This window comes from Streptomyces sp. SCSIO 75703 (assembly GCF_036607905.1).
In the GTDB taxonomy this organism is placed as follows: domain Bacteria; phylum Actinomycetota; class Actinomycetes; order Streptomycetales; family Streptomycetaceae; genus Streptomyces.
Genome location: NZ_CP144555.1, coordinates 1,810,779 through 1,825,201, shown reverse-complemented (window position 1 = coordinate 1,825,201; position 14,423 = coordinate 1,810,779). Strand labels below are relative to the sequence as shown.

Below are 14,423 nucleotides of genomic sequence, written 5' to 3'. Positions count from 1 at the left end.
TGCAACCCATTGCCACCGCTTGCGTCAAGCGACGGCGGCAGTGGCGTGATCGCCACTGCCGCCATAAGGGTCACACAACATGATCGGGCGTCAGATCGTGCCCCCGGTGCCGGTGCCCGCCGTACCCGTCATCTGGGCGTCGTCGGCCTTCAGCACCGCGCCGCTCGACTTCTTGGCGCGGCGCAGGCGGCGCTCCAGCCAGCTCGCGAAACTGGTGAGGGCGAAGTTGATGGCGATGAAGATGGCGGCGACGACGGTGAAGCTGGCGATGGTGTTGGCGCCGTAGTAGCTGCTCATGGTGTTGGCCGCGGAGAGCAGTTCGGGGAAGGTGAGGACGGCGCCACCGAGCGCGGTGTCCTTCACGATCACGACGAGCTGGCTGACGATGGCCGGCAGCATGGTGGTGACGGCCTGCGGCAGCAGGATCAGCCGCATCACCTGGCCCTTGCGCAGGCCGATCGCCATGGCGCCCTCGGCCTGGCCCTTGGGCAGCGCGAGGATGCCGGCGCGGACGATCTCCGCGAGGACGGAGGCGTTGTACAGGACGAGCCCGGTGACGACCGCGTACAGCGGGCGGTCGTCCGAGCTGACGTTGCTGTACTCGGAGAAGAGCGCCAGACCGAAGATCATCAGGACCAGCACGGGGATGGACCGGAAGAACTCGACCACGACGCCGACCGGGACCCGCACCCATGCGTGGTCGGAGAGGCGGGCGATGCCGAGCACCGCGCCGAGCGGCAGCGCGATCACGACGGAGAGGGCGGCGGCCAGCAGCGTGTTCTGCAGTCCGGGCCAGATGTACGTCGACCAGGCCTCGGTGCCGGTGAAGAACGGCTCCCACTTCACCCAGTCGAGCTGGCCCTTCTCGTCGAGGGCGCCGAAGACCCACCACAGCACGGCGGCGAGGACGACGAGGAAGAGGACGTTGAACAGGATGTTGCGCCGCTTGGCGCGGGGGCCCTGGGCGTCGTAGAGAACGGAGCTCATCGCTTCACCGCCACCTTCTTGCCCACCCAGCCGAGGATCAGGCCGGTCGGCAGCGTCAGAACCACGAAACCGAAGGCGATGACGCCGGCGATCAGCAGGAGCTGTGCCTCGTTCTCGATCATCTCCTTCATCACCAGCGCCGCCTCGGCCACACCGATGGCGGCGGCCACCGTGGTGTTCTTGGTGAGGGCGATCAGCACGTTGGCCAGGGGCACCACGGAGGAGCGGAAGGCCTGCGGCAGCACGACCAGGCGGAGCACCTGGGTGAAGCTGAGGCCGATCGCGCGGGCGGCCTCGGCCTGGCCGACCGGCACCGTGTTGATGCCGGCGCGCAGCGCCTCGCAGACGAAGGCCGCGGTGTAGAGGCTCAGACCGAGGACGGCGAGCCGGAAGTTGATCGTCTCGAAGTCCTGGGCGCCCATCGTGATGTTCAGCGTCAGGTTCAGCCCCAGCGACGTGAACAGGATGATGACGGTCAGGGGGATGTTCCGCACGATGTTCACGTAGGCGGTCCCGAAGCCGCGCATCAGCGGCACCGGGCCGACGCGCATGGCCGCCAGCATGGTGCCCCAGATCAGGGAGCCGACGGCCGAGAGCACAGTCAACTGCACCGTCGTCCAGAAGGCTCCCAGCAGGTCGTAATCCTGAAGAAAGTCGAACACGATCTCCCGCGCTTCCGCGTGTAGGGATGCCCGTACCGGTGCGCCGCCCCTTCCGGAGGGCGGCGCACCGGATCAGGCGGGGCCTCAGCTCTTGACGTCGCCGACCTTCGGCGCCGGCTCGTTCTTGTAGTTGGCCGGACCGAAGTTGGCGTCCACGGCCTTCTGCCAGGAACCGTCGGCGACCATGGCCTCCAGCGCCTCGTTGATCTTGTTCTTGAGGTCGCTGCCCTTCTTGACGCCGATGCCGTAGTTCTCGTTGGTCATCTTGAAGCCGGCCAGCTTGAACTTGCCCTTGAACTGCGACTGGGAGGCGTATCCGGCGAGGATCGAGTCGTCCGTGGTCAGCGCGTCGATGGCGCCGGTCTGGAGGCCGTTCAGACAGGCCGAGTAGGTCGGGTACTTCAGAAGGTTGGCCTTGGGCGCCAGGTCGTTCTTGACGTTCTGGGCGGAGGTGGAGCCGGTGACCGAGCAGAGGTTCTTGCTGTTCAGGTCGGCCGGCGACTTGATGGAGTCGTCGTCGGCGCGGACCAGCACGTCCTGGTGGGCGAGCAGGTAGGGGCCGGCGAAGTCGACCTTCTCCTCGCGCTGCGGGGTGATCGAGTAGGTGGCGGCGATGAACTCGACGTCACCACGCTGGAGCATGGTCTCGCGGTCGGCGCTCTTCGACTCCTTCCACTCGATCTGGTCCTCGCCGTAGCCGAGCTTCTTGGCGACGTAGGTGGCGATGTCCACGTCGAAGCCGCTGTAGCCGTTCGGGGTCTTCTGGCCGAGGCCGGGCTGGTCGAACTTGATCCCGATGGTGATCTTCTTGCCGCCGCCGGACGAGCCGCTGTCGTCGCTCTTGTCGCCGCCGCAGGCGGTGGCGGTCAGGGCGAGGGCGAACACGGTGGCCGAGACGGCGGTGACCTTGCGAAGCTTCATGGTGAACATCCTTTGACTGTGATCAGGCTGCGATCGGACGATCGGGTGATCAGGTGCGGGCCGTCGGCGGATGACGCGGTCGTGCGGAGCCGGAAGTCGTCGGAACCGGGGGGAGTGCGTCGGCGTGGGGGACCGCCGGGTGCGTCAGTGGTGCAGGATCTTGGACAGGAAGTCCTTGGCCCGGTCACTGCGCGGGTTGCTGAAGAACTGCTCCGGAGCCGCCTCTTCGACGATCCGGCCGTCCGCCATGAAGACCACGCGGTTGGCGGCCGACCGGGCGAAGCCCATCTCGTGGGTGACGACGATCATGGTCATGCCGTCCCGGGCGAGCTGCTGCATGACCTCCAGCACCTCGTTGATCATCTCCGGGTCGAGCGCCGAGGTGGGCTCGTCGAAGAGCATGACCTTCGGTCCCATGGCGAGCGCCCGCGCGATGGCGACACGCTGCTGCTGACCGCCGGAGAGCTGGGCGGGGTACTTGTCCGCCTGGGCGCCCACACCGACCCGGTCGAGCAGGGCGCGTGCCTTCTCCTCGGCCTGCTGGGCGTCCACCTTGCGAACCTTGACCTGGCCCAGGGTGACGTTCTCCAGCACGGTCTTGTGCGCGAACAGGTTGAAGGACTGGAAGACCATGCCGACGTCGGCGCGCAGCTTCGCGAGCTGCCGGCCCTCGGCGGGCAGCGGCTTGCCGTCGATCGAGATGGTGCCGGAGTCGATGGTCTCCAGGCGGTTGATGGTGCGGCACAGGGTGGACTTACCGGACCCCGACGGTCCGATGACCACGACGACCTCGCCGCGGGTGATCGTCAGATCGATGTCCTGGAGTACATGCAACGCGCCGAAGTGCTTGTTGACGTTCTTCAGGACGACCAGTTCGCCGGTCGCGGCCACCTCTTCCTTGGCCACCGATACTTCGGTCATCGCACTCGGGCTCCGTCCTCCTCGGTTTCGGAGGACAGTAGTGACCCCACCCGACCTGCGTCTCTACATCTGAGGGGAATCTGAGCATCACGATCCGATAGCAATCGGACACGTGTCGTCGCACTTGTGAGCTGGGCGCATATCGTCCGGATAACTTCGGGCGGCCACAACCGGAACACTCTTGACGCCGTCCCCCTCCATCGGCGTCACTGCACAGGGCGCGCACGCGCGCACGCACCCGTTTGTACCCATCCAGCGCGTACGGCCGATGAACCGAAGGGGGCCCGGATGAGACTGCTGCTGGTCGAGGACGACAACCACGTCGCCGCCGCCCTGTCGGCGGTCCTGGCGCGGCACGGTTTCGACGTCACCCACGCGCGCAACGGCGAGGAGGCCCTCCAGGCGCTCGTCCCCGAGGGCGAGCCGTACGGCGTCGTCCTGCTCGACCTGGGCCTGCCCGACCAGGACGGATACGAGGTCTGCGGCAAGATCCGCAAGCGCACCGCCACCCCGGTGATCATGGTGACCGCCCGGTCGGACGTACGCTCCCGCATCCACGGCCTCAACCTCGGCGCGGACGACTACGTGGTCAAGCCGTACGACACCGGCGAGCTGCTGGCCCGCATCCACGCCGTGAGCCGGCGCACCGCCCACGAGGACGCCCCGGCCGGCGGCGAGACGTCGCTGCGCCTCGGCGCCGTGCGCGTCGAGCTGCCGACCCGGCAGGTCAGTGTCGACGGGACGGTCGTCCAGCTCACCCGCAAGGAATTCGACCTCCTCGCCCTGCTGGCCCAGCGCCCCGGCGTGGTCTTCCGCCGCGAGCAGATCATCAGCGAGGTGTGGCGCACGAGCTGGGAGGGGACCGGGCGCACGCTGGAGGTGCACGTCGCCTCCCTGCGCTCCAAGCTGCGCATGCCGGCCCTGATCGAGACCGTGCGCGGCGTCGGCTACCGTCTCGTCGCCCCCGCCGCGTAAGCGGGCCCGGGTGCGCACGCGTCTGCTCCCCCTGCTCATCGTCCTGATGGCGGCCGTCCTGCTCGCCCTCGGCGTGCCCCTCGCGGTCAGCGTGGCCCGCGCCGAGCAGCAGCGGGTGGTCGTCGACCGCATCGACGACACGGCGCGCTTCGCGGCGCTCGCCCAGTTCGTCACCGAGTCCGCCCCGGACGCAACCGGCCGCACGGCGACCGGCGAGCGCCTGGACACCCTCCAGGCGGAGCTGACCAGCTACCACGAGGTCTACGGCATCCGCGCGGGCGTCTACTACCGCAACCACGTGCCCATGGCGAACGCGCCCACCACGTGGTTCCTGCCCCGTGAGGGCGAGGTGCGCGCCGCCTTCGACGAGGCGCTGCTCAGCCGCCGCAGCCACGACCCGCAGCAGGTGTGGCCCTGGCAGAGCGGCCGGCTGGTGGTCGCCTCACCGGTCATCCGGGACGGGGACGTCGTCGCCGTCGTCGTCACCGACTCGCCCACCGACGCGATGCGCGGGCGGACCCTGCGCGGCTGGCTGGTCATCGCGGCGGGCGAGAGCGCCGCGATGCTGCTCGCGGTCGGCGCCGCCCTGCGGCTCACCGGCTGGGTGCTGCGGCCCGTACGGGTCCTGGACGCCACCACCCACGACATCGCCACCGGACGGCTCAAGTCCCGGGTCGCCCCCTCCGGCGGACCGCCCGAGCTGCGCCGGCTGGCCCGCTCCTTCAACGAGATGGCCGACCACGTCGAGGACGTGCTCGAACAGCAGCGGGCCTTCGTCGCCGACGCCTCCCACCAGCTCCGCAACCCCCTCGCCGCCCTTTTGCTGCGCATCGAACTGCTCGCCCTGGAACTGCCCGAGGGCAACGAGGAGATCGCCTCGGTACGGGCGGAGGGCAAGCGCCTGGCCCACGTCCTGGACGACCTGCTCGGCCTCGCGCTCGCCGAGCACAGCGAGGCGGACCTGCGGATCACCGACATCGGCGCGCTCGCCGCCGAACGCCTCGCCGCCTGGGCGCCGACCGCCGACGCCAAGGGCGTACGGCTGACCGGCCAGGCGCCGCCGACCACCGGCTGGGCCGACCCCGTGAGCCTGTCCAGCGCCCTGGACGCCGTCATCGACAACGCGCTGAAGTTCACGCCCCCGCGGGGCGAGGTCCGGGTCACGGTCGGCGGCGCCGGGGACACCGTGACCGTCCGCGTCGCCGACAGCGGTCCCGGCCTGACCGACGAGGAACTGGCCCGGGTCGGCGACCGCTTCTGGCGCAGCGGACGCCACCAGAACGTCGACGGCTCCGGTCTCGGCCTCTCCATCTGCCGGGCGCTGCTCGCGGCCGGCGGCGGCTCGATCGCGTTCGGCCACCGGAGCCCGCACGGACTGGTGGTCACCGTCACGGTGCCCAGGAGCGCACCGCGCGGCACCCCGGAGGCGTCCTACGGCTTCACCGAGCGGTAGTAGCGCCGGGCGCCCGCGTGCAGCTCCAGCGGGTCGGTGTAGATCGCGGTGCGCAGGTCCACGAGTTGCGCGGAGTGGACGTGCGCGCCGATGCCGTCCCGGCTGTCCAGCACGGCCCGCGTCAGCCACTCGGTGATCCGCGGGTCCATGTCGGCCCGGGTCATCAGCAGGTTGGACACGGCCATCGTCGGGACGACGGAGCCGTTCTGGACGCTGGGATAGGCCGACTCCGGGATGCTCGTCGCCCGGTAGTACCGGGTCGCGCCGCCGGACTCGTGCAGCGTGGCGACCAGGTCCTCACCGATCGGCACGAACCGGAAGGCCGAGTTCTCGGCGATCTTCTTGAGCCCGTCCGTCGGCAGCCCGCCCGACCAGAAGAACGCGTCGATCTCCTTGCCCAGCCGTCCCGGGCCGGTGTCGATGCCGTCCGCCCGGGGCACGATGTCGTGCTCCGGGTCGATGCCGGCCGCCGCCAGCAGCCGGGTCGCGATCAGCCGGACCCCGGAGTCCGGCAGCCCTATCGCCACCCGCTTGCCGCGCAGGTCGGCCACGGTGCGCACGGTGGAGTCGGAGGGGACCACGAGCTGGACGTAGTCGTCGTAGAGGCGGGCCACCCCGCGCAGTTCTCCGGCGCCCGGGTGCCCGGCGAGCCGGAACGTCTCCACCGCGTCGGCCGCGGCGACCGTGAAGTCGGCCTTGCCGGACGCCACCCGTTCGACGTTCTCCTGGGAACCCGCGCTGGTCAGCAGCCGCACGTCCAGGTGCGGCATGTCCTTGCGCAGCTCGGCGCGGAGCAGTTCGCCGTACTTCTGGTACACGCCGGCGCGGGTGCCGGTGCTGAACGTGATCGTCCCGCTCGGCGGCTTCTCGCCCAGCGGCTGCAGCCACCACAGCAGCAGGCCGAGGACGACGAGGCCCGCGCCGGTGCCGACGAGGGCGGCACGCGCGCCGGGGCGAGGGGACTTCCGGGACATGCGGGCGATCCTGCCAGCCCGCACCCGCGCTGACCAGTGTCGCGCGGGTCACGGACGCAGGGGCCGGACCGGAACCGGTCACGGCCACCGGACCGGGCCGGGGCCCGGTCACGGACGCCCGCCCGGAACCGGTAACGGCGGACCGGGCCCCGGCCGGCTCTGGCTACAGTCGTCGCCATGAGTGCCTCCCCCGCCGACCTGGTCCGTGCCTTCCACCGCGCCTGCGGGATCGACACCCGCGACACGCCGACGGAGGTCGCGCCGGACCTCGCGGCCCACCGCGGCGAACTGCTCGCCGAGGAGGCCGCCGAGGTGGCGGAGGTGTCGGTGGCGGGGCCGCTGGACCGGCTCGCGCACGAGTTGGCCGACGTGGTGTACGTGGCGTACGGCACGGCCCTGGTGCACGGCATCGACCTCGACGCGGTGATCGCCGAGGTCCACCGGTCCAACATGACCAAGCGGGGCCCGGACGGCCGGGTGAGCCGCCGGGCCGACGGCAAGGTGCTCAAGGGCGAGCACTACGAGGCCCCCGACGTGGGCGGTGTCCTGCGCCGCCAGGGGTGGACGCCGGCGGACCGGGTGCCGGCGGAGGGGTGACCCCGGGGGCCGCGGCAGGGCCGGACACCGGCGGCCACCGAGCTTCCGGACCGCCCGCCGAGTGCGCCGCACGGGGCTCAGTCGCCGACCGACGCCTCCGCGCCCGCCGCGCGGGCCGTGCTGGCCTCCGGCAGCGCGCCCCCGGCCCGGTCCGGATTGCCCCGGCTCGGGAACAGCCGGGTCGCGACCGGCTCCGTGAACCGCGCGGTGAGCGGACCGAGCACCACGAGGATCAGCACGTACGCCGTGGCCAGCGGGCCGAGGGAGGGTTCGATCCCGGCCGACACCGCGAGGCCCGCGATCACGATGGAGAACTCGCCGCGTGCCACCAGCGCCCCGCCCGCGCGCCAGCGGCCCTTGACGGAGATGCCCGCCCGGCGGGCCGCCCAGTACCCCGTGGCGATCTTGGAGAGGGCGGTGAGCAGGGCCAGCGCCAGCGCGGGCAGCAGCACCGGCGGGATGCTCGCCGGGTCGGTGTGCAGCCCGAAGAACACGAAGAACACCGCGGCGAACAGGTCGCGCAGCGGGCTCAGCAGCGTGTGCGCGCCCTCCGCGACCTCCCCGGACAGCGCGATGCCCACCAGGAAGGCGCCCACCGCGGCCGACACCTGGAGCTGCTGCGCGACACCGGCGACCAGGATCGTCAGACCCAGCACCACCAGCAGCAGCTTCTCCGGGTCGTCGCTGGAGACGAACCGGGAGATCAGCCGCCCGTACCGCACCGCCACGAAGAGGACCAGCCCGGCCGCGGCGAGCGCGACCGCGAGCGTGATGCTCCCGGTCATCAGCCCCGCTCCGGCCACCAGCGCGGTGACGATCGGCAGGTACACCGCCATCGCCAGGTCCTCCAGGACCAGCACGCTGAGGATCACCGGTGTCTCGCGGTTGCCGACCCGGCCGAGGTCGCCGAGCACTTTGGCGATCACACCGGACGACGAGATCCACGTCACGCCGGCCAGGACCACCGCGGCGACCGGGCCCCAGCCCAGCAGCAGCGCGGCCACCGCGCCCGGCACCGCGTTGAACGCGCAGTCGACGAGCCCCGCCGGATAGTGCGACTTCAGGTTGGTGACCAGGTCACCGGCCGTGTACTCCAGCCCCAGCATCAGCAGCAGGAGGATGACGCCGATCTCGGCGCCGGTCGCCACGAACTCCTCGCTGGCGCCGAGCGGCAGCAGACCGCCCTCGCCGAAGGCCAGCCCGGCCAGCAGGTACAGGGGGATGGGCGAGAGGCGGTACCGGCCGGCGAACCGGCCGAGCAGCCCCAGCCCGAGGATGATGGAACCGAACTCGATCAGGAGAACCGCTGAGTGCACGCGCTCACTCCTGCCCGAGTATCGTCGCGGCGCTGTCGACGCCCTCACGGGTGCCGATGACGATCAGGATGTCACCACCCGCGAGGCGGAAGTCCGGAGCGGGCGACGGGATCGCCTCGGCCCGGCGCAGCACGGCCACGATCGACGCGCCCGTCTCGGTGCGCATCCGCGTGTCGCCCAGCAGCCGCCCGTTCCAGCGGGAGGTGGCGGCCACCTCGATCCGTTCGGCGACCAGCCCCAGGTCCGTGGTGTAGAGCAGGTTCGCGCTCTGGTGGGACGGCTTCAGCGTGTCGATCAGCGCCCCGGCCTCCTGGCCGGTCAGCCGCAGCGACTGGGCGCACGAGTCCGGGTCCTCGCTCCCGTAGACGTTCACCGTGCGGGCGCCGTCACGGTGGGCGACCACCGACAGGTGCCGGTGTTCGCGGGTCACGAGGTCGTACTGGACCCCTATGCCCGGCAGCGGCGTCGCCCTCAGGCGTGGAGCGGACACGAGTTCTTCCCCTCGTTCGTGGTGCATGTCGTGCGTTCGTGGCGCATGTCCCGGCCGCGTTCGCCCGTCCGCCGGGCGCGCGCGTACCGTCGCCATGCTGCCATCCGCGCGTACGGTGACGATATGGGTGTCGCGACGGATATACGCAACACGTCGCGAGCGGCGAAACTTACCCAGGCGCTGTTGTGGGTGGAATCCGGGAGGAGCGGGAAGCGGACCGTGTCGCTCTTCTGGCGGATCTTCTCCCTCAACGCCGCGTGCCTGATCGTGGCGACCGCCCTGCTGCTCGGACCGGTCACCGTCTCCACGCCCGTCCTGTTGGGCGAGGCCCTGCTCGTCATCGCCGGGCTCGCCGCGCTGCTGGTCGGCAACGCTGTCGTGCTGCGCATCGGCCTCGGCCCGCTGCACCGGCTGGGCCGCGCGATGGGCACCGCCGACCTGATGGTCGCGGGGGACCGGCCGGAGGTCACCGGGCCGCCCGAGACGGCCGAGCTGATCGCCACGTACAACGAGATGCTGGACCGGCTCCAGGCCGAACGCGCCGCCGGCGCCGGCCGCGCCCTGAACGCCCAGGAGGGCGAGCGGCAGCGCATCGCCCGGGAACTGCACGACGAGGTCGGCCAGACCCTCACCGCGGTCCTGCTCCAGCTCAAGCGCGTCGCCGACCGGGTCCCCGGGGACCTGCGCGCCGACGTGACCCTCGCCCAGGAGGCGACCCGGGCCGGGCTCGACGAGATCCGCCGCATCGCCCGCCGCCTGCGCCCCGGCGTCCTGGAGGAACTCGGCCTCACCAGCGCCCTGCGCTCCCTCGCGGCCGAGTTCACCCACCACGGGCTCACCGTCCGCCACCACGTCACCGCCGACCTGCCGCCGCTCAGCCCCGAATCGGAACTCGTGATCTACCGGGTCGCCCAGGAGGGACTGACCAACACCGCGCGCCACGCCGCCGCCGACCGCGCCGAACTGGGCCTGCGCTCGCTGCCCGACGGCGTGGAACTCCTCGTCCGGGACAACGGCACCGGCCTCGGCGCCGCCCCCGAGGGCGCCGGCATCCACGGCATGCGCGAACGCGCGCTGCTCGTCGGAGCCGACCTGAGCATCGCGTCCGCCCCCGGACACGGCACCGACGTACGCCTGCACATCCCCGTTCCCACCGGAGACCGCCCCTGATGCCCGCACGGCCCCCGATCCGCGTCCTGCTCGCCGACGACCACACCCTCGTACGCCGGGGAGTGCGCCTCATCCTGGACGGGGAACCGGATCTGACGGTCGTCGCCGAGGCGGGGGACGGGGCCGAGGCGGTCGCGGCGGCACGGGCCCACCGGGTCGACCTCGCCGTGCTGGACGTGGCCATGCCCCGCATGACCGGCCTCCAGGCGGCCCGCGAACTCTCCAGGCGCCTGCCCGAGCTGCGCATCCTCATCCTGACCATGTACGACAACGAGCAGTACTTCTTCGAGGCGCTCAAGGCCGGGGCCTGCGGGTACGTGCTCAAGTCAGTCGCCGACCGGGACCTGGTGGAGGCGTGCCGGGCCGCCGTGCGCGACGAGCCGTTCATCTACCCGGGCGCCGAGCGCACCCTGGTCCGCTCCTACCTGGACCGGATGCAGCGCGGCGGGGACCTGCCCGAGCGGCCCATCACGGAGCGCGAGGAGGAGATCCTCAAGCTGGTCGCCGAGGGGCACACCTCCAAGGAGATCGGCGAGATGCTCTTCATCAGCGCCAAGACCGTCGAGCGGCACCGCGCCAACCTGCTCCAGAAGCTCGGCGTCCGCGACCGCCTCGAACTCACCCGCTACGCGATCCGGGCCGGCCTGATCGAGCCCTGAGCGCGGTTGTCCACAGGGGCCCGGCCCACCCCCGCGGACCGCCTACTCTTGTCGTCATGAGCAGCATCGACCGGAGCCAGTCAGTGGGCGGCACACGCACGTACGAGGTACGCACCTACGGGTGCCAGATGAACGTCCACGACTCCGAGCGATTGTCCGGCCTGCTGGAGGACGCGGGGTACGTCCGCGCCCCCGCGGGCTCCGACGGCGACGCGGACGTCGTCGTCTTCAACACCTGCGCGGTCCGGGAGAACGCCGACAACAAGCTCTACGGCAACCTCGGCCACCTCGCCCCGCACAAGGCCCGCCGCCCCGGCATGCAGATCGCGGTCGGCGGCTGCCTCGCGCAGAAGGACCGCGACACCATCGTGAAGCGGGCCCCCTGGGTCGACGTGGTCTTCGGCACGCACAACATCGGCAAGCTGCCCGTGCTGCTGGAGCGCGCCCGCGTCCGGGAGGAGGCGCAGGTCGAGATCGCCGAATCGCTGGAGGCGTTCCCGTCCACGCTGCCCACCCGGCGCGAGAGCGCCTACGCGGCCTGGGTCTCCATCTCCGTCGGCTGCAACAACACCTGCACCTTCTGCATCGTCCCGGCGCTGCGCGGCAAGGAGAAGGACCGCCGCCCCGGCGACATCCTCGCCGAGGTCGAGGCCCTGGTCGCCGAGGGCGTCACCGAGATCACGCTGCTCGGGCAGAACGTCAACGCCTACGGCTCCGACATCGGCGACCGCGAGGCGTTCGGCAAGCTGCTGCGGGCCTGCGGGCGGATCGAGGGCCTGGAGCGCGTCCGCTTCACCTCCCCGCACCCGCGCGACTTCACCGACGACGTCATCGCCGCCATGGCCGAGACGGAGAACGTGATGCCGCAGTTGCACATGCCGCTCCAGTCCGGCTCCGACCCGGTGCTGAAGGCGATGCGTCGCTCGTACCGGCAGGACCGCTACCTCGGCATCATCGAGCGGGTGCGGGCCGCGATCCCGCACGCGGCGATCACCACGGACATCATCGTGGGCTTCCCCGGGGAGACCGAGGAGGACTTCGAGCAGACCCTGCACGTGGTCCGCGAGGCCCGCTTCGCCCAGGCGTTCACCTTCCAGTACAGCAAGCGGCCCGGCACCCCGGCGGCCGAGATGGACGGCCAGATCCCCAAGGCCGTCGTCCAGGAGCGGTACGAGCGGCTGGTCGCGCTCCAGGAGGAGATCTCCTGGGAGGAGAACAAGAAGCAGGTCGGCCGCACCCTCGACCTGATGGTGGCCGAGGGCGAGGGCCGCAAGGACGACGCCACCCGCCGGCTCTCCGGCCGCGCCCCCGACAACCGGCTGGTCCACTTCGACAAGCCCGAGCGGGAGGTCCGCCCCGGCGACGTGGTCACCGTGCGGATCACCTACGCCGCCCCGCACCACCTGCTCGCCGAGGGCCCGGTGCTCGGTGTGCGCCGCACCCGCGCGGGCGACGCCTGGGAGAAGCGGAACACGGCGGGACCGGCCAAGCCCGCCGGGGTGATGCTGGGCCTGCCCACCGTCGGTGTGCCCGAGCCCCAGCCGGCCGCGGCGAGCGCCTGCGGCCTCGGCTGACGAAGACGGCGCCCGCCCGGGGCGGACCCGGGCGAGCGCCGGCGGTCCGCCGGGACGCGGACGGTGCGTGGTCGGGGAAGGGCCCCCCGTTCGTTTCCGCGACGCCGGGGTTACGCTCCGGTCATGCTTGTCGCCGCCGCCGTCTGCCCCTGCCCGCCCCTCCTCGTCCCGGAGGTCGCGGCGGGCGCCGCACCCGAGCTGGACGCCGCGCGCACCGCGTGCGTCGACGCGCTGGGCGTGCCGGCCGCCGCCCGGCCGGACCTCCTCGTCGTCGTCGGCCCGGCCCCCGGCGCCGGGACCGAGCCCCACCCCGCGGGCACCCCGGGCTCCTTCCGGGGCTTCGGCGTGGACACACGCGTGCGTCTCGGACCGGACGGCACCCCCGAGGACGGACGGGAGCTGCCGTACGGGCTCGCCGTGGGCGCCTGGCTCCTGGAGCGCACCGGGTGGGCCGGCGTCCCGGTCGAGGGCATCGGCGTCGGCGAGGACACGCCGCCCGGGACCTGCGCGCGGATCGGCCGGGAACTGGCCGCGCGGGCGGGCCGGGTGGCCCTGCTGGTGCTCGGCGACGGCAGCGCCTGCCGCACGGTCAAGGCACCCGGCTACCTCGACGAACGGGCGGTGCCCTTCGACGCGGAGGTCGCGCGGGCGCTCGGTGCCACGGACGGGCCCGCGCTGGCGGCGCTGGACGCCGGGCTCGCCCGCGAGCTGATGGTCTCCGGCCGCGCCCCCTGGCAGGTCCTCGCCGGCGCCGCCGGGACGAGTGACCTGACCGGGGCGCTGCTGTACGAGGACGCGCCCTACGGGGTCGGCTACACGGTGGCCACCTGGTCCTGACTCCGGCCCGGGCGGGTGCCGGGCCCCGTCACCGCGAGCCCCCGGCACACGGGCGCGGGCGGACACCGCCCACCCACGGGAACGGCCGAGGGCGGCCGGCACGGGACCGTGCCGGCCGCCCCCTCGGACGCGGCCCCGGTCAGGAGGCCGGCGGCGGCGCGGACGGCGGCGTGCCGCCCGGCGTGTGCCCGTCGCCTTCCTTCCCGTCGCCCTCCTTGTGCGCGAGGCGCTCCATGGCGTCCTTGGCCTTGCCCCGGCCGGTCTGGATGCGGTCGCTGTACTTGCCCTTGGTCCGCTCGTCGACCGTCTTCGCCACCTTCTCGAGACCTCGGTCGATCTTGTCCCCGTGCTGCTGCGCGAGGTCCGAGACCTTGCCCTTGGCCGGTTCGAGTCTGGCCTTCAAGTTGTCCATGAGACCCATGGTTCGCCTTCCCTCGCGGAGCGGTCAGGTGCGGGCGCTCTTGTCGGCCGCCTCGTCGGCGGCGTCCCCGGCGGTCTGCTGCTTGGGGATCTCGACGCTCTCCGAGCCGGCGTCCGCGGTGGACCGTGCCGCCCGCTCCGCCGTCTCAGCGGCCCCGGCACCCGCCGGGTCCGTCGTCGCCGCGGCCCCCTCCGTCACGGACTCCACCGCGGCGGAATCCGCCGCCGCGGGGTCCGCTGCCGGGGTGTCGGCCCGCGTCTCGCCGGCCGACGCCTCCTCCGTGGTCGTCGACCTCCGAAAAAGCCGCGCAAAAACGCCCATGTCAACTCCATACGTTACTCGTGCGAGCGATGTCCCGCGGTGTCCGGTACGTCCGTCCGTGTGGACGAGGGCGGGCGGTCCGGCGTTTCCGGGGGCTGGAACCTCGCAACGGGCAACGAACCCGGAATCCCGCCGTCACGTAACT

General features: G+C 72.1%; 16 protein-coding genes. 7 read left to right on the top strand and 9 right to left on the bottom strand.

Annotated features, from left to right (window positions below; all coding sequences use genetic code 11):
• Positions 1–90 precede the first annotated feature (90 nt).
• From VM636_RS07830 to VM636_RS07815, 4 genes are all read right to left on the bottom strand, one after another.
• Positions 91–987 carry an amino acid ABC transporter permease gene (locus VM636_RS07830; RefSeq protein ID WP_030421216.1) on the bottom strand — a complete coding sequence of 299 codons (897 nt, stop codon included), beginning with the start codon at positions 985–987 and terminating at the stop codon, positions 91–93.
• The gene (locus tag VM636_RS07825; protein WP_030421217.1) at positions 984–1,649 is read right to left on the bottom strand and encodes an amino acid ABC transporter permease; all 666 of its coding nucleotides are present in this window, start codon (positions 1,647–1,649) and stop codon (positions 984–986) included. The genes VM636_RS07830 and VM636_RS07825 overlap by 4 nt, the downstream gene beginning before the upstream one ends.
• Before the next feature lie 84 nt (positions 1,650–1,733).
• Positions 1,734–2,570, bottom strand: a complete 837-nt coding sequence (locus VM636_RS07820; protein WP_030421218.1) for a glutamate ABC transporter substrate-binding protein — start codon at positions 2,568–2,570, stop codon at positions 1,734–1,736.
• 144 nt (positions 2,571–2,714) lie between these two features.
• Positions 2,715–3,491: an amino acid ABC transporter ATP-binding protein gene (locus tag VM636_RS07815; RefSeq protein WP_030421219.1), complete on the bottom strand. Its 777-nt coding sequence runs from the start codon at positions 3,489–3,491 to the stop codon at positions 2,715–2,717.
• 288 nt (positions 3,492–3,779) lie between these two features.
• On the opposite strand from VM636_RS07815, the gene VM636_RS07810 reads away from it, so the two are divergent.
• Together VM636_RS07810 and VM636_RS07805 are read left to right on the top strand one after the other, a co-directional pair.
• Complete coding sequence (locus tag VM636_RS07810) at positions 3,780–4,466, top strand: response regulator transcription factor (RefSeq protein ID WP_030421220.1); 687 nt, start codon at positions 3,780–3,782, stop codon at positions 4,464–4,466.
• Between the two features lie 10 nt (positions 4,467–4,476).
• On the top strand, positions 4,477–5,919 hold the full coding sequence (locus VM636_RS07805; protein WP_053914395.1) for an ATP-binding protein: 1,443 nt from the start codon (positions 4,477–4,479) through the stop codon (positions 5,917–5,919).
• Here VM636_RS07805 and VM636_RS07800 read toward each other — a convergent pair.
• Positions 5,898–6,893 (bottom strand): TAXI family TRAP transporter solute-binding subunit, encoded by a 996-nt coding sequence (locus tag VM636_RS07800; RefSeq protein ID WP_030421222.1) that lies wholly within the window; start codon positions 6,891–6,893, stop codon positions 5,898–5,900. The two genes, VM636_RS07805 and VM636_RS07800, sit on opposite strands and share 22 nt — an antisense overlap.
• A gap of 177 nt (positions 6,894–7,070) precedes the next feature.
• On the opposite strand from VM636_RS07800, the gene VM636_RS07795 reads away from it, so the two are divergent.
• Positions 7,071–7,490 (top strand): MazG nucleotide pyrophosphohydrolase domain-containing protein, encoded by a 420-nt coding sequence (locus VM636_RS07795; RefSeq protein WP_030421223.1) that lies wholly within the window; start codon positions 7,071–7,073, stop codon positions 7,488–7,490.
• Positions 7,491–7,567: 77 nt separating this feature from the next.
• Here VM636_RS07795 and VM636_RS07790 read toward each other — a convergent pair whose 3' ends face one another.
• Positions 7,568–8,806 carry a cation:proton antiporter gene (locus VM636_RS07790; protein WP_030421224.1) on the bottom strand — a complete coding sequence of 413 codons (1,239 nt, stop codon included), beginning with the start codon at positions 8,804–8,806 and terminating at the stop codon, positions 7,568–7,570.
• A gap of 4 nt (positions 8,807–8,810) precedes the next feature.
• Entirely contained in the window at positions 8,811–9,296 is a 486-nt protein-coding gene (locus tag VM636_RS07785) for a TrkA C-terminal domain-containing protein (RefSeq protein ID WP_030421225.1), read from the bottom strand.
• Between the two features lie 123 nt (positions 9,297–9,419).
• Between VM636_RS07785 and VM636_RS07780 the strand changes: the two genes are divergently transcribed.
• The 4 genes from VM636_RS07780 (at position 9,420) to VM636_RS07765 (ending at position 13,536) form a co-directional block, all read left to right on the top strand.
• Positions 9,420–10,466 carry a HAMP domain-containing sensor histidine kinase gene (locus VM636_RS07780; RefSeq protein ID WP_030421226.1) on the top strand — a complete coding sequence of 349 codons (1,047 nt, stop codon included), beginning with the start codon at positions 9,420–9,422 and terminating at the stop codon, positions 10,464–10,466.
• Positions 10,466–11,125, top strand: a complete 660-nt coding sequence (locus VM636_RS07775) for a response regulator transcription factor (RefSeq protein WP_030421227.1) — start codon at positions 10,466–10,468, stop codon at positions 11,123–11,125. Before VM636_RS07780 ends, VM636_RS07775 begins: the two co-directional genes overlap by 1 nt.
• Positions 11,126–11,181: 56 nt before the next feature.
• Positions 11,182–12,699: a tRNA (N6-isopentenyl adenosine(37)-C2)-methylthiotransferase MiaB gene (miaB, locus tag VM636_RS07770; protein ID WP_030421228.1), complete on the top strand. Its 1,518-nt coding sequence runs from the start codon at positions 11,182–11,184 to the stop codon at positions 12,697–12,699.
• Positions 12,700–12,822: 123 nt separating this feature from the next.
• Positions 12,823–13,536, top strand: a complete 714-nt coding sequence (locus VM636_RS07765; protein WP_053914397.1) for a class III extradiol dioxygenase subunit B-like domain-containing protein — start codon at positions 12,823–12,825, stop codon at positions 13,534–13,536.
• Between the two features lie 139 nt (positions 13,537–13,675).
• Here the strand turns inward: VM636_RS07765 and VM636_RS07760 are convergent, their stop codons facing one another.
• Positions 13,676–13,957, bottom strand: a complete 282-nt coding sequence (locus VM636_RS07760) for an antitoxin (protein WP_030421230.1) — start codon at positions 13,955–13,957, stop codon at positions 13,676–13,678.
• Positions 13,958–13,981: 24 nt separating this feature from the next.
• Positions 13,982–14,278 (bottom strand): hypothetical protein, encoded by a 297-nt coding sequence (locus VM636_RS07755; RefSeq protein ID WP_030421231.1) that lies wholly within the window; start codon positions 14,276–14,278, stop codon positions 13,982–13,984.
• Positions 14,279–14,423 lie beyond the last annotated feature (145 nt).

Coding starts and splice junctions, on each gene's coding strand:
- VM636_RS07815 (WP_030421219.1), bottom strand. CDS start 3,491: ATGACCGAAGTATCGGTGGCCAAGGAAGAGGTGGCCGCGACCGGCGAA.
- VM636_RS07800 (WP_030421222.1), bottom strand. CDS start 6,893: ATGTCCCGGAAGTCCCCTCGCCCCGGCGCGCGTGCCGCCCTCGTCGGC.
- VM636_RS07780 (WP_030421226.1), top strand. CDS start 9,420: ATGGGTGTCGCGACGGATATACGCAACACGTCGCGAGCGGCGAAACTT.
- VM636_RS07755 (WP_030421231.1), bottom strand. CDS start 14,278: ATGGGCGTTTTTGCGCGGCTTTTTCGGAGGTCGACGACCACGGAGGAG.
- VM636_RS07830 (WP_030421216.1), bottom strand. CDS start 987: ATGAGCTCCGTTCTCTACGACGCCCAGGGCCCCCGCGCCAAGCGGCGC.
- miaB (WP_030421228.1), top strand. CDS start 11,182: ATGAGCAGCATCGACCGGAGCCAGTCAGTGGGCGGCACACGCACGTAC.
- VM636_RS07810 (WP_030421220.1), top strand. CDS start 3,780: ATGAGACTGCTGCTGGTCGAGGACGACAACCACGTCGCCGCCGCCCTG.
- VM636_RS07820 (WP_030421218.1), bottom strand. CDS start 2,570: ATGAAGCTTCGCAAGGTCACCGCCGTCTCGGCCACCGTGTTCGCCCTC.
- VM636_RS07765 (WP_053914397.1), top strand. CDS start 12,823: ATGCTTGTCGCCGCCGCCGTCTGCCCCTGCCCGCCCCTCCTCGTCCCG.
- VM636_RS07795 (WP_030421223.1), top strand. CDS start 7,071: ATGAGTGCCTCCCCCGCCGACCTGGTCCGTGCCTTCCACCGCGCCTGC.
- VM636_RS07775 (WP_030421227.1), top strand. CDS start 10,466: ATGCCCGCACGGCCCCCGATCCGCGTCCTGCTCGCCGACGACCACACC.
- VM636_RS07760 (WP_030421230.1), bottom strand. CDS start 13,957: ATGGGTCTCATGGACAACTTGAAGGCCAGACTCGAACCGGCCAAGGGC.